The following is a 17,153-nucleotide window of genomic DNA, read 5'->3' on the forward strand; positions in this document are numbered from 1 at the left end:
TTTGGCGTCAACTTCTTTCACAGTGCCTTTAACGATTGCGCCTTTGTCGTTCTCTTGAACGTACTCGGAGAACGGATCGCTTTCCAGTTGCTTGATACCCAGGGAGATGCGCTCGCGCTCTGGGTCAACCGACAGGATAACGGTGTCCAGCTCGTCGCCCTTCTTGAAACGACGAACAGCTTCTTCGCCAACTTCGTTCCAGGAGATGTCGGACAGGTGAACCAGACCGTCGATGCCGCCGTCCAGACCAATGAAGATACCGAAATCGGTGATCGACTTGATGGTGCCGGAGATTTTATCGCCCTTGTTGAACTGGCCAGAGAAATCTTCCCATGGGTTAGATTTGCACTGCTTGATGCCCAAGGAGATACGACGACGCTCTTCGTCGATGTCCAGAACCATAACTTCCACTTCGTCGCCGACTTGTACGACTTTCGAAGGGTGGATGTTCTTGTTGGTCCAGTCCATTTCGGAAACGTGTACCAGGCCTTCCACGCCTTCTTCCAGCTCTGCGAAGCAGCCGTAGTCGGTCAGGTTGGTAACGCGCGCGGTCACGCGAGTGCCTTCTGGGTAACGTGCCTTGATAGCAACCCATGGGTCTTCGCCCAGTTGCTTCAGGCCCAGGGATACACGATTGCGCTCGCGATCGTACTTCAGGACTTTTACATCGATCTCATCGCCAACGTTGACGATTTCCGAAGGATGCTTGATGCGCTTCCAGGCCATGTCGGTGATGTGCAGCAGGCCATCGACGCCACCCAGATCGACGAATGCGCCGTAATCGGTGAGGTTCTTGACGATACCTTTGACTTGCTGACCTTCCTGCAGGGATTCCAGCAGAGCTTCGCGCTCGGCGCTGTTCTCGGCTTCCAGGACGCTGCGACGGGAAACGACAACGTTGTTGCGCTTCTGGTCCAGCTTGATGACCTTGAATTCCAGCTCTTTGCCTTCCAGGTGCGTGGTGTCGCGCACTGGACGGACGTCAACCAGAGAACCTGGCAGGAACGCACGGATGCCGTTAACGTCGACAGTGAAGCCGCCTTTAACCTTACCGTTGATAACGCCCTTGACCACTTCTTCAGCTGCGAAAGCCGCTTCCAGAACGATCCAGCACTCAGCACGCTTGGCTTTTTCGCGGGACAGTTTGGTTTCGCCAAAGCCGTCTTCGACCGCGTCCAGCGCAACGTGAACTTCGTCGCCGATCTTGATGGTCAGCTCGCCAGCATCGTTGTGGAACTGTTCCAGCGGGATGAGGCCTTCAGACTTCAGACCAGCGTGTACGGTTACCCAACCAGCCTGATAATCGATATCGACGATGATAGCGGTGATGATCGAACCGGCCTGAAGGTTAAGGGTCTTTAGGCTTTCTTCGAAAAGTTCAGCAAAGCTTTCGCTCATTTTAATTCCTGTTGATAAGGGCGAAGAATACGCCCATCTGCCACGCTCCAGACAACGTGGGTTTCGTTCATATGAAAGAAAGCCTGCGGGACTATGACTGGTCTCCCACATGGCTTTCTGATCATCCGGCGAGATCGCGAAGTGCGACTTCACTCAGGATGCGTTCCAACACCTGCTCTATGGACAATTCGGTGGAATCCAGCTGGATGGCGTCATGCGCCGGTTTGAGCGGGGCTACCGCTCGCTGGGTGTCGCGCTCGTCGCGGACACGTATCTCATCTAGCAGACTCGACAGACTAACATCGTCCCCTTTCGCCTTCAACTGCAAATATCGGCGTCGGGCACGCTCCTCGGCACTGGCCGTCAGAAAAACCTTCAGCGGCGCGGCCGGAAACACTACGGTCCCCATGTCGCGGCCGTCTGCGACCAGCCCCGGAAACTCTTGAAACGCGCGTTGGCGCTGCAGCAATGCTTCACGCACCGCCGGCAAGGAAGCCACTTGCGAAGCACCACTGCCGATCTGCTCATTGCGAATCGCCAGCGTCACGTCTTCGCCTTCGAGAACGATGCGCTGACCGTGATCGCCGGTCGCAGCCTCGAATTGCACGTCCAGATGCGCAGCCAGAAGCTTGAGCGCTTCTTCATTGGTCAGGTCGACGCCATGATTGCGGGCAGCGAATGCCAGCAGACGATACAGCGCGCCAGAATCCAGCAGGCACCAACCCAGACGCTTGGCCAGCAAACCAGCTACTGTCCCTTTCCCGGAACCGCTTGGTCCGTCGATCGTAATGACCGGAGCTTGAGCTTTCACGATTGCCCCTCTTGCGCTACACGAATACCCACCTGGCTACACAGCGCCAGGAAATTTGGGAAAGAAGTCGCCACATTGGCGCAGTCCCGGATACGAATCGGGGCCGACGCACGCAACGACGCGATACTGAAAGCCATGGCAATGCGATGATCGCCATGGCCATCGACTTCGCCACCACCGATGCTGCCGCCCTCAATAATGAGACCATCGGCGGTCGGCTCAACCTTGATACCCAGGGCGGCCAGACCATCGGCCATGACCTGAATGCGATCGGATTCCTTTACACGTAATTCCTGTGCCCCGCGCAACACCGTACGCCCTTCGGCACACGCCGCTGCCACGAACAGTACCGGGAACTCGTCGATGGCCAACGGCACCAGCGCTTCGGGAATCTCGATACCCTTGAGTCTTGCATATCGAACGCGCAACTCGGCGACCGGTTCGCCACCTACTTCGCGCAGATTCTGCACGGAAATGTCTGCACCCATCAGTCGCAGGATGTCGATGACACCGGTGCGTGTCGGATTGACGCCGACATGTTCGAGCAGCAGTTCGGAACCGTCTGCGATCGACGCCGCCACTAGAAAGAAAGCCGCCGACGAGATGTCCGCCGGCACTTCGATGCGGCTGGCGGTGAGCTTCGCACCCGCTTCAACTGCAGCCGTCGCGTCGTTGCTCGATACCGGATAACCAAAGCCGCGCAACATGCGCTCGGTGTGATCGCGTGTCGGTGCAGGTTCGGTGACGGTCGTACGGCCTTCGGCATACAGGCCAGCCAGCAACAGACAGGATTTGACCTGGGCACTGGCCACCGGCATCACGTAGCGGATGCCACGAAGCGGGTTGCTACCGCGAATGGTCAGTGGTGGGCGACCTTCGGCCGCGGTCTCGATCACAGCGCCCATTTGTCGCAGAGGCTCGGCTACGCGCCCCATCGGGCGTTTGGACAAAGAAGCATCGCCCGTGAGCACACTGTCGAAAGTCTGCCCGGCCAGCAGACCGGAAAGCAGACGCATCGAGGTGCCTGAATTACCCAGGTAGATCGGACCCGGCGCGGGTTTGAGGCCGTGAAGGCCGACGCCGTGAATGGTCAGGCGACCATGATGCGGCCCTTCGATGACCACCCCCATGTCGCGGAATGCTTGCAGAGTCGCCAGCGCGTCCTCGCCTTCGAGGAAGCCTTCGACCTCCGTCGTGCCCTCGGCCAGCGAGCCGAGCATGATCGAGCGATGAGAAATGGATTTGTCACCCGGCACGCGAATCTGACCGCGCACGCTGCCACCTGGCTGAGCGACAAACGTCAGATCATCGGCAGCGACTTTATCAAAGTAGGCGCGCCGCGCGAGGATTTTGCCGAAATGCTCGCGGGCCACTCGGGCGCGGGTAAACACACCGAGGAGCTGATGGCCGTCGCCGGCATTTACCGCATCGCGCAACGCGTCGAGATCATGGCGGAAGGTATCCAGCGTACGCAGTACCGCTTCACGGTTGGCCAGAAAGATGTCATGCCACATCACCGGATCGCTGCCGGCAATGCGGGTGAAGTCGCGAAAGCCGCCCGCCGCGTAGCGGAAGATGTCCAGATTTTCGTTGCGCTTGGCCAGCGAATCCACCAAGCCGAAGGCCAGCAGGTGCGGCAAATGACTGGTCGCCGCCAGCACTTCGTCATGGCGCTCGACCTGCATGTGCTCGACGTCGGCACCAAGCTCGGACCACATCCGGTCAACCAGCGCCAGCGCCGTCGAATCGGTTTCGGGCAATGGCGTGAGAATAACTTTGTGACGGCGGAACAGCTGCGCGTTGGACGCCTCTACGCCACTCTGCTCGGAACCGGCGATCGGGTGGCCCGGCACGAAACGCGCCGGCATCGCACCAAATGCGTCACGTGCAGCGCGCACGACATTGCCCTTGGCGCTGCCCACATCGGTCAGCACGGCATCACCGAGGTCGAGCTTTGCCAGCACGCCCAGCAGTTTTTCCATGGCCAGGATCGGCACGGCCAATTGAATGACATCGGCACCGATGCAGGCGGTAGCGAGATTGTCTTCACAACGATCGACGACACCCAACTCGACGGCCAGCTTGCGCGACTGCGGGTCAAGATCAACGCCGACCACCTCACGACACAGGCCGCTTTCTTTCAGACCTTTGGCGAACGAGCCTCCGATCAACCCGAGACCGACCACCACCAGGCGGCCGATCATAGGCGCAGCGGATTGCACTGGCGTGACATCAGCGATGACATCAACCACGCGCCAGAACCCTGTTCAAGGCTTCAAGGAAGCGGCCGTTCTCAGCAGGCAGACCAATGCTCACGCGCAGGTGGTTGGGCATGCCGTAACCCGCGACCGGACGCACGATCACGCCCTCGCGCAGCAGACCTTCGTAAACCGATGCAGCTTCACGACCCACATCGACGGCGATGAAATTGGCCTTGGAAGGAATCCAGTCCAGCCCCAACTGACGCAACCCGTCTTCAAGCTGCTGCATACCCGCCTCGTTCAACTGCCGGCTTTGGGCGACGAACTCGGCATCGTTCAGCGCAGCACAGGCGGCGACCAGGGCCAGGCTGTTGACGTTGAACGGCTGACGTACGCGGTTCAGCACATCGGCCACGACCGGCGAAGACAGCGCATAGCCCACACGCAGCGACGCCAGACCATAAGCCTTGGAGAAGGTGCGCGAGACGAGCAGATTTGGATACTCCGCCAGGAAGTTCAGGCCGTCCGGCAGATCGGCGCCTTCGGCGTACTCGATGTAGGCCTCGTCGAGGACCACCAACACGTATTCCGGCACTTCGGCGAGGAACGCAGCCAATGCCTGCGGGCCGAACCAGGTGCCGGTCGGGTTGTTCGGGTTGGCGATGAAGACGACGCGGGTATCGCTGTCGATAGCGGCGAGCATTGCCGGCAGGTCATGTCCCCAATCTTTGGCTTTGGCCACGCGAGCATTGGCGCCCACGGCCTGAGTGACGATCGGATAAATCGCGAAAGCGTGCTCGCTAAATACCGCGTTCAGGCCAGGAGCCAGATAGGCGCGGGCGACGATTTCAAGAATGTCGTTGGAGCCGTTACCCAGCGTTACCTGATTCGATTTGACGCCACAACGCGTGGACAGCAGTTGCTTCAGATCGAAGCCGTTGCCATCGGGGTAGCGGGTCAGCTCGGCCAGCGCATCACGAATCGCCGCGAGCGCCTTTGGACTTCCGCCCATCGGGTTCTCGTTGCTGGCCAGCTTGATGATGCGAGCCGGATCGATATCCAGCTCACGCGCCAGCTCGTCCACCGGTTTGCCGGGAACGTAAGGCGATAGTTTTTGCACGCCGGCCTGTGCCAGCGCGAGGAAGTCGCCGCTCATGTACCGCTTTACCTCTTATAGAACAATCCTGGAGATTCCGGTCCTGTAGCAGTCCCGCTTGCCAGCGGTGGCGATTTCGAATGCCCCGACGCTGGCAAGCCATGCAGTCACAACTGCAATCAAGGCTGTTTAAAGAACCGCCTTCGGATAGGAGCCCAGGACCTTCAATGCCACGGCTTCCTGGCTGATTCGCTCCAGCACTGCCTTGATCAGCGGATCCCGGTGATGGCCGACGAAATCAATAAAGAACACGTAGGTCCACTTACCGCTGCGTGAAGGTCGGGTCTCGATGCGGGTCAAGTCGATTCCGTTCTCGTGGAAAGGCACCAGCAATTCGTGCAAGGCACCAGGCTTGTTGCTCATCGACACGATAATCGAGGTCTTGTCGTCCCCCGTCGGCGGCACTTCCTGATTACCGATCATCAGGAAGCGGGTCGAATTATCCGGACGGTCTTCAATCTTCTCGGCGATGCGCGACAGGCCATACAGGCCTGCAGCCATGTCACCCGCGATAGCGGCGGAGCTCCACTCGCCCTTGACCCGTTTGGCCGCTTCGGCATTGCTGGAAACCGCCACGCGCTCGACATTGGGGTAATGGGCGTCCAGCCATTTGCGGCACTGGGCCAGCGACTGGGCGTGAGAGTAAATGCGGCTGATGCTGTCGGTCTTGGTATTTTCTCCCACCAGCAAATGGTGGTGGATACGCAGCTCGACCTCGCCACAGATGACCATGTCGTGTTCGAGGAAGCTGTCCAGGGTATGGTTGACCGCGCCTTCGGTGGAGTTCTCCACCGGGACCACGCCGAAATTGACCGCTCCGGCGGCCACTTCGCGGAACACTTCATCGATGGCGGCCATAGGTTTGCTGATCACGGCGTGGCCGAAATGCTTCAGCGCCGCTGCCTGGGTGAAGGTGCCTTCAGGACCGAGATAGGCGACTTTGAGCGGCTGCTCCAGCGCCAGGCACGAAGACATGATTTCGCGGAACAGACGCGCCATCTCTTCGTTGCTCAGCGGGCCACGATTACGCTCCATGACGCGCTTGAGCACGGCAGCTTCGCGCTCGGGGCGGTAGAACACCGGTTCTTCGCCTTCCGCCAGACTGGCCATTTTCACGCGCGCCACTTCCTGCGCGCAGCGTGCACGTTCGCTGATCAGCTCCAGAACCTTCTCGTCCAGGCTGTCGATGCGCACGCGCAGCGCCTTGAGTTCCTGTTCAGACATTAGCCGTGTTCCTTCTCGAATTCGGCCATGTAGGCCACCAGCGCATCGACTGCGTCCAGGCCCAGGGCATTGTAGATCGAGGCGCGCATGCCCCCGACCGAACGGTGGCCTTTGAGGTTGAGCAAGGCGCGGGCGTCGGCACCGGCCAGGAAAGCCTTGTCCAGACGCTCGTCAGCCAGACGGAACGGCACGTTCATCCACGAGCGGGCATTGTGGCTGATCGGGTTGGTGTAGAACTCGCTGTTGTCGATGAAGTCGTAAAGCCGCTCCTTCTTGGCGCTGTTGCGTTGCTCCATGGCTGCGACGCCACCCTGCTCCTTGAGCCACTCGAAGACCAAGCCCGACAGGTACCACGAATACGTGGCCGGGGTGTTGTACATCGAGCCGTTGTCGGCAGAGATCTTGTAGTCGAGCATGGTCGGGCAACTGCTGCGCGCGCGACCTAGCAGGTCTTCGCGAACGATCACTACCACCAGACCGCTTGGGCCGATGTTCTTCTGCGCGCCGGCGTAAATCAGACCGAATTGCGAGACGTCGATCGGACGCGACAGGATGTCGGAGGACATGTCGACCACCAGTGGAACGTCACCAGTCTCAGGCACCCAGTCGAACTGTAAACCACCAATGGTTTCGTTGGAGGCGTAGTGCACATAGGCCGCGTTCCTGGTCAGGTTCCATTCGTTCTGGCCCGGGATCGCCAGATAATCGAAAGGCTTGGCGCTGGCAGCGACGTTGACGTTACCGAAGCGACGGGCCTCCTCGATGGCCTTTTTCGACCAGATACCGGTTTCGATGTAGTCAGCCGTGCCGTTTTCCGGCAGCAGGTTCAACGGGATCTCAGCGAATTGCTGACTGGCCCCGCCTTGCAGAAAGAGGATTCTGTAGTTGGAAGGAACGGATAGAAGCTCGCGCAGATCCTGCTCGGCCTTTTCGGCGATGGCCGTGTAGTCATCGCTGCGATGACTCATTTCCATCACTGACAAGCCCTTGCCGTGCCAGTCAAGCATTTCAGCCTGGGCGCGCAGCAGAACAGCTTCAGGAAGCGCAGCAGGACCCGCGCAGAAGTTAAAGGCTCGCTTGCTCATATCCACTCTCGTCATGTCACTTGTTTGATTTGGAACGGGTGAAGCGTTGGGAGCTGCCGAAGGTTGCAGTCGAGAGGTGTCATGGAGACCGATTCGCGACCTTGGACAGCGTCCGAAAGGGGGCATGGGTAGCCCCCTTATCACCCTCAGTCCTGCGCTTCTTCTTCGTCAGATGCCGCATCTGCCTGCAAATCGCTGGCCGATTCGCCGGAGTCAGAGAGGTTTGCAACCTCGCCGTCCAGTTCTTCGCCATCGAACGCTTCGCCTTCCAGCTCTTCACCTTCAACTTCGGAAGGCTCCTGGACACGTTCCAGACCGACCAGTTTCTCGTCCTTCGCCAGCTTGATCAGGGTCACGCCCTGAGTGTTGCGGCCCAGGCTGGAAACTTCGCCGACGCGGGTACGAACCAGGGTGCCCTGGTCGGAAATCAGCATGATTTCCTCGCCGTCCTGCACCTGAACCGCGCCGACCAACCGGCCGTTACGCTCGTTGCTGACCATGGCGATCACGCCCTGACCGCCACGTTTGTATTCAGGGAATTCGGTGATCGCGGTGCGCTTGCCATAGCCACGCTCCGAAGCGGTGAGAATCTGGCTGCCTTCTTCGGGAATAAGCATGGAAATCAGCTTCTGTCCTTCCGCCAGACGCATGCCACGCACACCACGCGCAGTACGGCCCATGGCACGGACATCGGATTCCTTGAAGCGGGTGACCTTGCCGCCGTCGGAGAACAGCATGATTTCCTGTTCGCCATCGGTGATGGCCGCGGAAATCAGGATGTCACCTTCGTCCAGCTCCAGAGCGATGAGGCCGACGCTGCGTTGACGGCTGAACGCCACCAGCGGGGTCTTCTTGACGGTACCGTTGGCGGTGGACATGAAGATGAACGGCGCCTTCTTCCTGTCTGCAGCCTTGATCCGCGCCTTGCGCTCTTCTTCGGTTTCGTTGCTGTTCTCAAGGTCCTCGACATCGGACTCCACGCCTTCGGCCTCTTCTTCGTCAGCCCGCTTGCGCATGGCTTCCAGATCGACAGGCAGCATGGTGGTGATGTATTCGCCTTCGCTCAGCGGCAACAGGTTGACCAACGGACGACCACGAGCGGCGCGGGACGCTTCCGGAATCTCGTAGGTCTTGAGCCAGTACACCTTGCCCTTGCTGGAGAACATCAGCAGCGTGGTATGGCTGTTGGCGACCAGCAGATGAGCGATGTAGTCCTCATCCTTGACGCCGGTAGCCGACTTGCCTTTACCACCGCGACGCTGCGCCTGATACACGGCCAGCGGTTGAGTCTTGGCATAACCACCGTGGGAGATGGTCACGACGCGCTCTTCTTCCGGGATCATGTCGCCCAGAGTCAGATCCAGGCGCGCATCGAGAATTTCGGTACGGCGCACATCGCCGTACTCGGCACGAATCAGTTCCAGCTCTTCGCGGATGACTTCCATCAGGCGCGTGGAGCTATTGAGGATGCGGATCAGCTCGCCGATCTGAGTCAGGATTTCCTGATACTCGGTCAGCAGTTTTTCGTGCTCCAGACCGGTCAGACGGTGCAGACGCAGCTCAAGAATCGCCTGAGCCTGTTCCGGCGACAGGAAGTACTTGCCGTCACGCAGACCGTATTGCGGATCGAGGTTCTCCGGGCGGGACGACTCGGCGCCTGCGCGCTCGACCATTTCCACCACCGCACTCGACTCCCACGGCGTATTGATCAGTCCTTCCTTCGCTTCCGCCGGAGTTGGCGAAGCCTTGATCAGTTCGATGACCGGGTCGATATTCGACAGGGCTACGGCCTGACCTTCGAGGATGTGACCACGCTCGCGCGCCTTGCGCAGTTCGAACACAGTACGGCGGGTAACGACTTCGCGACGGTGACGGATGAAGGCTTCCAGCAGGTCCTTGAGGTTGAGGATCCGTGGGCGGCCGTCGATCAGCGCAACGATGTTGATGCCAAAAACGCTCTGCAGCTGGGTCTGGGCGTAGAGGTTGTTGAGGATCACCTCAGGCACTTCGCCACGACGCAGCTCAATGACCACGCGCATACCGTCTTTGTCGGACTCGTCGCGCAGTTCGGTGATGCCTTCGAGCTTCTTCTCTTTTACCAGCTCGGCGATCTTTTCGATCAGACGCGCCTTGTTCAGCTGGTAAGGCAGCTCGGTGATGACGATCTGCTGGCGACCGCCGACCTTGTCGATATCTTCGACGATGGAGCGGGCACGCATGTAGATGCGACCACGACCGGTCTTGTAGGCCTCGACGATGCCGGCACGGCCATTGATGATGCCCGCTGTCGGGAAATCAGGGCCGGGAATGTATTGCATCAACTCGTCGACGGTCAGGTCGCCGTTGTCGATCAGCGCCAGGCAACCATCGATGACTTCACCAAGGTTATGCGGCGGAATGTTGGTCGCCATGCCCACGGCGATACCGCTGGAACCGTTGACCAGCAGGTTGGGAATACGGGTCGGCATGACTGCCGGAATCTGCTCGGTGCCGTCATAGTTGGGCACCCAGTCGACGGTTTCCTTGTGCAGGTCGGCCAGCAGCTCGTGCGCCAGCTTGGTCATGCGCACTTCGGTGTATCGCATGGCGGCGGCGTTGTCGCCGTCCACGGAACCGAAGTTACCCTGGCCGTCTACCAGCAGATAGCGCAGGGAAAAGGGTTGAGCCATACGCACGATGGTGTCGTAAACAGCTGTGTCGCCATGCGGGTGGTACTTACCGATGACGTCACCGACCACACGAGCGGATTTCTTGTACGGCTTGTTCCAGTCGTTACCCAGTTCGCTCATTGCGTACAGTACACGCCGGTGCACGGGCTTCAAGCCGTCGCGCGCATCGGGCAGAGCTCGTCCGACGATGACGCTCATCGCGTAGTCGAGGTAGGACTGCTTCAGCTCGTCTTCGATATTGACCGGGAGGATTTCTTTGGCCAGTTCGCCCATGAGAAGCCTGATTCCTTTTTCTGGTGAAACCTCGCACATCCATCCGGGATGAACGAAGCTCGCCGCCACCGGCGATTGCCTGGTGGCGACTTACGACAAATCAGCGATTTAAGCCATGGATTTGCGCAGTAAAGAGGGCCGCATTGCGCCCTCTTGGAAACCGCCGGATGTTAGCACAATAGCCGTCAGGCACGAAGCATTTGAGCGCGCTGAAAACGAGCCATTTCGCCATTAGCGGCCTGAGAAGCGCCTACAGGGCCCCGCAGCGCTCACCCCGCCGGATAGTAGCGCCTGCGGCGTACTGATCAATGCAGGCGTTTACGGCACATCAGTTGGGCCATTTTTGCAGTGTCGGGGCGTTCGACGATGCCTTTTTCGGTCACGATGGCATCGATCAGGTCGGCCGGTGTCACATCGAATACCGGATTGAAGGCATTGACGTCTACGCCAAGCCTGCGTCCCGCCACTTCCAGCAGTTCGTTGGCATCACGCTCTTCGATCGGGATGTCTTCACCGTTGGCCAGGTTCATGTCGATGGTCGAACTTGGCGCGACCACCATGAAACGTACGCCGTGATGCATGGCCGCAACAGCGAGTTGGTAGGTGCCGATCTTGTTCGCCACGTCACCGTTGGCGGTGATGCGGTCGGCGCCAACCACGACCCAGGTGATGCCTTTGGTTTTCATCAGGTATGCCGCTGCCGAGTCCGCGGTCACTGTCACCGGGATGCCCTCGTTGCTCAATTCCCAGGCCGTCAGCCGCGAACCCTGCAGCCAGGGGCGGGTTTCGTCAGCGTAAACGCGCTCGATCATGCCTTCTATATAGGCTGCGCGGATCACCCCAAGCGCCGTGCCGAATCCGCCCGTGGCGAGGGCGCCAGCATTGCAGTGGGTCAGCACGGTTTGCAAGTTGCCCTGATGCTTGCGGATTAGCTCCACGCCCAATTGCGCCATGGTCAGGTTGGCTTCGCGATCGCTGAGGTGGATCGCGGCCGCCTCGGCTTCCATGGCGGCGCGAGGGTCTTCGCTGTCCTTGAGCCGATATAGACGCTCGCGCATGCGGTTCAGCGCCCAGAACAGATTCACCGCCGTGGGCCGCGCATTGACCAGCAGGTCGAAATCCTCTTCAAGGGCCATTTGCCAATCGCCGCCCTCGGCGTAACGCTCGAAAACCGCGAGCACCAGACCGTACGCCGCAGCGATGCCAATGGCGGGCGCACCGCGCACGACCATCGTTCGAATGGCCTGGGCCACGCCCTCAGCGCTGCGATAGGGCCGCCAGGTTTCCTCGAACGGGAGCACCCGCTGATCCAGCAGATATAGCGTGCCGTCCCGCCAATCGATGGCCTTCACCTTCTCCGCAGCCAGTAATCGATCGCGCATCGCACACCCCACATGATGAAAATTTGAAGATCAGGGCGCTCAGTACGTTCGAATCATTGCAATGATCGAACCTTAGCCTTCGCGAGCAAGCTCGCTCCCACAATTTGTCTCGGATGCCAGAAATCAAATGGCCAGCAGCTGAAAAAGCCGCCGATTATAGCGAGCCGCCCGTCAAGGCGCTCGGGTATACTTCGCCCTCGCCGTTATACGTCAAATGGATGCCCGCCCATGCCCGATTCCGCCGCCCCGCTCGACCTCCTGCTCCTGCCTGAATGGCTGGTACCGGTCGAACCCGCCGGCGTCGTGCTGCAACAACACGGTATCGGGATTCGTGACGGGCTGATCGCCTATATCGGGCCCAGGGCAGAAGCCTTGCGGCAAAACGCCAGCGAAGTCCGCGAACTGCCCGGAATGCTGCTCAGCCCAGGCCTCATCAACGCCCATGGGCACGCGGCGATGACCTTGTTCCGGGGCTTGGCCGATGACCTGCCGTTGATGACGTGGCTGCAGGACCACATCTGGCCTGCCGAGAGTAAATGGGTCGATGAGGATTTCGTCCGCGACGGCACCGATATCGCCATCGCCGAGCAGCTCAAGGGTGGCATCACCTGCTTCTCTGACATGTATTTCTTCCCGAAAGTCGCCTGCGAGCGCGTCCACAACAGCGGCATTCGCGCACAGATCACCGTGCCCGTGCTCGACTTCCCGATACCCGGCGCATGCAACGCTGACGAATCCCTGCACATTGGCGTCGAGCTGTTCAATGATCTGGCCCATCACGACCGGATCAGAATCGCCATGGGCCCACACGCACCCTATACCGTCAGCGATGAAAACCTGGAAAAGATCCGGGTCATCGCCGATGAGCTGGATGCCGCAATTCACATGCACGTTCATGAAACCGCTTTTGAAGTGAATGAAGCGGTGCAGCAGCGTCAAGAACGTCCGCTCGCGCGGTTGCATCGGCTGGGACTGCTCGGCCCGCGCTTTCAGGCCGTGCACATGACCCAGATCAGCGATGACGATCTGGAGATGCTGGTGGAAACCAACTCCAGCGTGATTCACTGCCCCGAATCGAATCTGAAACTGGCCAGCGGTTTCTGTCCCGTCGAACGGCTGTGGCAGGCCGGGGTCAATGTCGCTATCGGCACCGACGGCGCCGCCAGCAACAACGATCTGGACCTGCTGAGCGAAACCCGCACCGCTGCGTTGCTGGCCAAGGCTGTCGCAGGCTCGGCCACCGCGCTGGACGCCCATCGTGCGCTGCGCATGGCGACGCTCAATGGCGCCCGCGCCCTGGGCATCGAGGATCTCACCGGCTCGCTGGAGATCGGCAAGGCGGCGGACATGGTCGCTTTCGACATGTCTGGGCTTGCGCAGCAGCCGATTTACGATCCGGTTTCGCAACTCATATATGCCAGCGGCCGTGACTGCGTACACCACGTCTGGGTCGCTGGAAAACAGTTGCTTCAGGACAAACGCCTGACGCGAATGGACGAACAGACGTTGATCAGGACTGCCAAAGCCTGGGGCAATCGCATCGCCGCCAAAGGCTGAGCGTTCAACGACAGGATTTTGCACGATCATGGCCCGATGCCGTGATCTGACACCGAATTTCAAGTTTTAGAGGGATCACAGATGAGCAACGTCGACCACGCCGAAATCGCCAAATTCGAGGCCCTGGCCCATCGCTGGTGGGATCGCAACAGCGAGTTCAAGCCGCTGCACGACATCAACCCGCTGCGGGTGAACTGGATCGACGAGCGAGTGGGTCTGGCTGGCAAGAAGGTGCTCGACGTCGGGTGTGGCGGCGGCATTCTCAGCGAAGCGATGGCTTTGCGCGGCGCCACCGTGACCGGAATCGACATGGGTGAAGCGCCGCTGGCCGTGGCTCAACTTCATCAGTTGGAGTCAGGCGTCAACGTTGAATATCGGCAGATCACCGCTGAAGCGCTGGCCGAAGAAATGCCCGAGCAGTTCGACGTGGTGACCTGCCTGGAAATGCTGGAGCACGTGCCCGACCCGTCGTCGGTGATCCGCGCCTGCTACAAGATGGTCAGGCCGGGGGGCCAGGTGTTTTTCTCCACCATCAACCGTAATCCAAAGGCTTATCTGTTCGCGATCATCGGCGCCGAATACATCATGAACCTGCTGCCGCGCGGGACCCATGACTTCAAGAAGTTCATCCGCCCTTCCGAGCTGGGCGCCTGGAGCCGCAGCGCGGGTCTTGAGGTCAAGGACATCATTGGCCTGACCTACAATCCGCTGACCAAGCATTACAAGCTGGCCTCCGACGTCGACGTCAACTACATGATCCAGACGCTGAAGGGGGCCTGATTCATGCGCCTGAGAGCGGTTCTATTCGACATGGACGGCACTCTGCTCGACACCGCGCCGGACTTTATCGCCATCTGTCAGGCCATGCTTGTCGAGCGTGGCTTTGCGCCAATCGACGACAAGCTGATTCGCGATGAAATCTCCGGCGGCGCCAAGGCCATGGTCTCAGCGGCATTTGCGATGTCCCCAAGCGAGCCGGAATTCGAGGCCTTGCGCCTGGAGTTTCTGGAGCGCTACCAGAAGGACTGCGCGGTTCACAGCAAGCTGTTCGAGGGCATGGAACAGTTGCTGGCCGACATTGAAAAGTCGAAGTTGATCTGGGGCGTAGTCACCAATAAGCCGGTGCGTTTCGCTCAGCCGATCATGGAGCAGCTGGGGCTGGCCGAGCGCTCCGCCGTGTTGATCTGCCCGGATCATGTGACCAAAAGCAAGCCCGATCCCGAGCCATTGCTGCTGGCCTGCAAGATGCTCGACCTGGACCCGGCCAGCGTGTTGTTCGTCGGCGACGATCTGCGGGATATCGAGTCCGGCCGCGATGCAGGCACCAGGACCGCCGCCGTGCGCTATGGCTATATCCATCCCCACGACAACCCCGATCATTGGGGCGCGGATGTGGTCGTGGATCAGCCGCTGGATTTGCGCAGGGTGCTCGATAACGCTCTTTGCGGCTGCTGACGGCCCTGAGGCTGGATACAACCTGTGGTAGCGAATTGATTCGCGATGCGCTGGGTCAGTCGGTGAATATGTACCGTCTGTACCGGCCCCTCGCGAATAAATTCGCTCCCACAGGATCTGATTTCAGCGCACGGTTCGTGCAGGCCCACGCCTGATAAACACAGGATTCACAAGGATTAGAGAGGCCTCCCATGTTCAACTACTCCGCCCGCCCCGAACTGCTTAAAGGGCGCGTCATTCTGGTCACCGGCGCAGGTCGCGGCATCGGTGCCGCCGCTGCCCGAACCTATGCTGCGCACGGCGCGACCGTGCTGCTCTTGGGCAAGACCGAGTCGAACCTGACCGCCATCTACGACGAAATCGAAGCCGCCGGTCATCCGCAGCCGGTGATAATCCCCTTCAATCTGGAAACCGCCCTGCCCCATCAATATGACGAGCTGGCGGCAATGATCGAGGGTGAATTCGGACATCTCGACGGTCTGCTGCACAACGCCTCGATCATAGGTCCGCGGACGCCGATCGAGCAGTTGTCCGGCGAGCATTTCATGCGAGTGATGCACATCAACGTCAACGCGACGTTCATGCTCACGGCCACGCTGCTGCCGCTGTTAAAGCTGTCCCAGGACGCCTCGGTGGTGTTCACCTCCAGTAGCGTCGGACGCAAGGGCCGCGCTTATTGGGGCGCTTATGGAGTTTCCAAATTCGCCACCGAGGGGCTGATGCAGACCCTGGCCGATGAACTGGAAAACGTCGCGTCAGTGCGCGCCAACAGCATCAACCCCGGCGGCACCCGAACCGACATGCGCGCCCAGGCTTACCCGGCGGAAAACCCACTGAACAACCCGACGCCTGAAGAAATCATGCCGGTCTACCTGTACCTCATGGGCCCGGACAGTGCGGGTATCAATGGGCAGGCGTTCGACGCGCAGACGAAGTCATCGATTAGTTGAATCGCTCAGGCTTGTGCCCGGAGGAGAAGGGAAATTCTTGCCTGCCATTGGTCGGGGGCGCCTCGATGCGGCTGCCGGGCGTATCACCCCGACAGCCTTGTGCATCACGCCGACTGCACCCGTATGCGATCAAACGCCTAGGCCGTAACCGCCTAGAAATGGCGGGCTGATCGACTCAGGCGCGAACCGCATACCGGCGTTCGCGCACGGGCGCTTTCGCTTCCTGCGTTCGCTCCAGGACCATGCACCGTTCCAAGAACAAGTACATGTATTCGTAGCTCTTGCAGATTGCCATCCTCAGGTCTGCCTGCAACTGCTCGCTGGGGTTGTTGCCCGCCAGCGTGCAGATAATCTCCAGGGCTTCCCAAGGGTGGGAGTCATCATATTGCGCATGCATCTTGAGCCATTTCATGGCGCGTTTGCGCGTCTCCGGCGGGAACAAATCTGCGTATGTCTCTTGCGAACATACGACAGCAGACCATTCGCCGGTCGCGCCTTCAATGGCGTAGTTAGTGGCTGCGATGGCGACAACCAGAGGCTCCGACGAACAGCTGTGCCAGCACCAGTGATTGAGTGCGTGCAACTCTGACGGAACCCGCTGCGCTTGCAGGTCTTCCAGCGTGACCCCATGGGCCGCGCTCCAGTTTACCCAGTAATCGGCATGATTGAGTTCAACCCGGATATTGCGCATCAACCAGCGACGCGCCATGTCTTCGCCCGGATGCCGGGCGAAACGGGTTTTGGTCAGGTTATGCGCCATATAGACTGCAAACTGTTCAACAACAGGCCATCCACCAATCAAATACTGGCGCATGGTCTTGGAACTGAGCTGACCATCTCGCATACGTTGATAAAGTTCATGCCCTACCACGCGTGCCTTGGCTTCACTGCAATCGTTGATCAATTGCTGTGCCCAAGCGGGGTAACTGCCGGCATCCATCAGCGGACCGGTTCTAATGAACATATCGATCACTGTGTAGCTCCTTATGTTG

Annotated in this window: 13 protein-coding genes; 4 read left to right on the plus strand and 9 right to left on the minus strand. The window is 59.7% G+C overall.

The features are described 5' to 3' along the window. The 8 genes from rpsA to mtnA form a co-directional block, all read right to left on the minus strand. A partial coding sequence (rpsA, locus tag ACRER8_RS05810) for a 30S ribosomal protein S1 (protein ID WP_431745395.1) occupies positions 1 to 1,398 on the minus strand: 1,398 nt, incomplete at its 3' end. A 121-nt stretch (positions 1,399 to 1,519) separates the two neighbouring features. Further along, the gene (gene cmk / locus ACRER8_RS05815) at positions 1,520 to 2,209 is read right to left on the minus strand and encodes a (d)CMP kinase (protein ID WP_431745396.1); all 690 of its coding nucleotides are present in this window, start codon (positions 2,207 to 2,209) and stop codon (positions 1,520 to 1,522) included. After that, on the minus strand, positions 2,206 to 4,413 hold the full coding sequence (locus ACRER8_RS05820; protein ID WP_431745445.1) for a bifunctional prephenate dehydrogenase/3-phosphoshikimate 1-carboxyvinyltransferase: 2,208 nt from the start codon (positions 4,411 to 4,413) through the stop codon (positions 2,206 to 2,208). The genes cmk and ACRER8_RS05820 overlap by 4 nt, the downstream gene beginning before the upstream one ends. Positions 4,414 to 4,453: 40 nt before the next feature. Beyond that, positions 4,454 to 5,566, minus strand: a complete 1,113-nt coding sequence (hisC, locus tag ACRER8_RS05825) for a histidinol-phosphate transaminase (protein ID WP_431745397.1) — start codon at positions 5,564 to 5,566, stop codon at positions 4,454 to 4,456. A 129-nt stretch (positions 5,567 to 5,695) separates the two neighbouring features. Then, on the minus strand, positions 5,696 to 6,790 hold the full coding sequence (gene pheA / locus ACRER8_RS05830; protein WP_431745398.1) for a prephenate dehydratase: 1,095 nt from the start codon (positions 6,788 to 6,790) through the stop codon (positions 5,696 to 5,698). Then, positions 6,790 to 7,875 carry a 3-phosphoserine/phosphohydroxythreonine transaminase gene (gene serC, locus ACRER8_RS05835; protein ID WP_431745399.1) on the minus strand — a complete coding sequence of 362 codons (1,086 nt, stop codon included), beginning with the start codon at positions 7,873 to 7,875 and terminating at the stop codon, positions 6,790 to 6,792. The genes pheA and serC overlap by 1 nt, the downstream gene beginning before the upstream one ends. Positions 7,876 to 8,021: 146 nt before the next feature. After that, positions 8,022 to 10,817: a DNA gyrase subunit A gene (gyrA, locus tag ACRER8_RS05840; RefSeq protein ID WP_431745400.1), complete on the minus strand. Its 2,796-nt coding sequence runs from the start codon at positions 10,815 to 10,817 to the stop codon at positions 8,022 to 8,024. 305 nt (positions 10,818 to 11,122) lie between these two features. Continuing rightward, positions 11,123 to 12,199 carry an S-methyl-5-thioribose-1-phosphate isomerase gene (mtnA, locus tag ACRER8_RS05845; protein ID WP_431745401.1) on the minus strand — a complete coding sequence of 359 codons (1,077 nt, stop codon included), beginning with the start codon at positions 12,197 to 12,199 and terminating at the stop codon, positions 11,123 to 11,125. 228 nt (positions 12,200 to 12,427) lie between these two features. On the opposite strand from mtnA, the gene ACRER8_RS05850 reads away from it, so the two are divergent. From ACRER8_RS05850 to ACRER8_RS05865, 4 genes are all read left to right on the plus strand, one after another. Then, positions 12,428 to 13,756, plus strand: coding sequence for a TRZ/ATZ family hydrolase (locus ACRER8_RS05850; RefSeq protein WP_431745402.1), 1,329 nt, complete (start codon positions 12,428 to 12,430; stop codon positions 13,754 to 13,756). 81 nt (positions 13,757 to 13,837) lie between these two features. Beyond that, on the plus strand, positions 13,838 to 14,536 hold the full coding sequence (gene ubiG / locus ACRER8_RS05855; protein ID WP_431745403.1) for a bifunctional 2-polyprenyl-6-hydroxyphenol methylase/3-demethylubiquinol 3-O-methyltransferase UbiG: 699 nt from the start codon (positions 13,838 to 13,840) through the stop codon (positions 14,534 to 14,536). A 3-nt stretch (positions 14,537 to 14,539) separates the two neighbouring features. Beyond that, positions 14,540 to 15,211 (plus strand): N-acetylmuramic acid 6-phosphate phosphatase MupP, encoded by a 672-nt coding sequence (gene mupP / locus ACRER8_RS05860; RefSeq protein ID WP_431745404.1) that lies wholly within the window; start codon positions 14,540 to 14,542, stop codon positions 15,209 to 15,211. 191 nt (positions 15,212 to 15,402) lie between these two features. Then, positions 15,403 to 16,161, plus strand: a complete 759-nt coding sequence (locus tag ACRER8_RS05865) for a YciK family oxidoreductase (RefSeq protein ID WP_431745405.1) — start codon at positions 15,403 to 15,405, stop codon at positions 16,159 to 16,161. A gap of 175 nt (positions 16,162 to 16,336) precedes the next feature. Here ACRER8_RS05865 and ACRER8_RS05870 read toward each other — a convergent pair whose 3' ends face one another. Next, entirely contained in the window at positions 16,337 to 17,134 is a 798-nt protein-coding gene (locus ACRER8_RS05870) for a TenA family transcriptional regulator (protein ID WP_431745406.1), read from the minus strand. Positions 17,135 to 17,153 lie beyond the last annotated feature (19 nt).

This window comes from Pseudomonas sp. (genome assembly GCF_050739935.1).
Taxonomy (GTDB): Bacteria; Pseudomonadota; Gammaproteobacteria; order Pseudomonadales; family Pseudomonadaceae; genus Aquipseudomonas.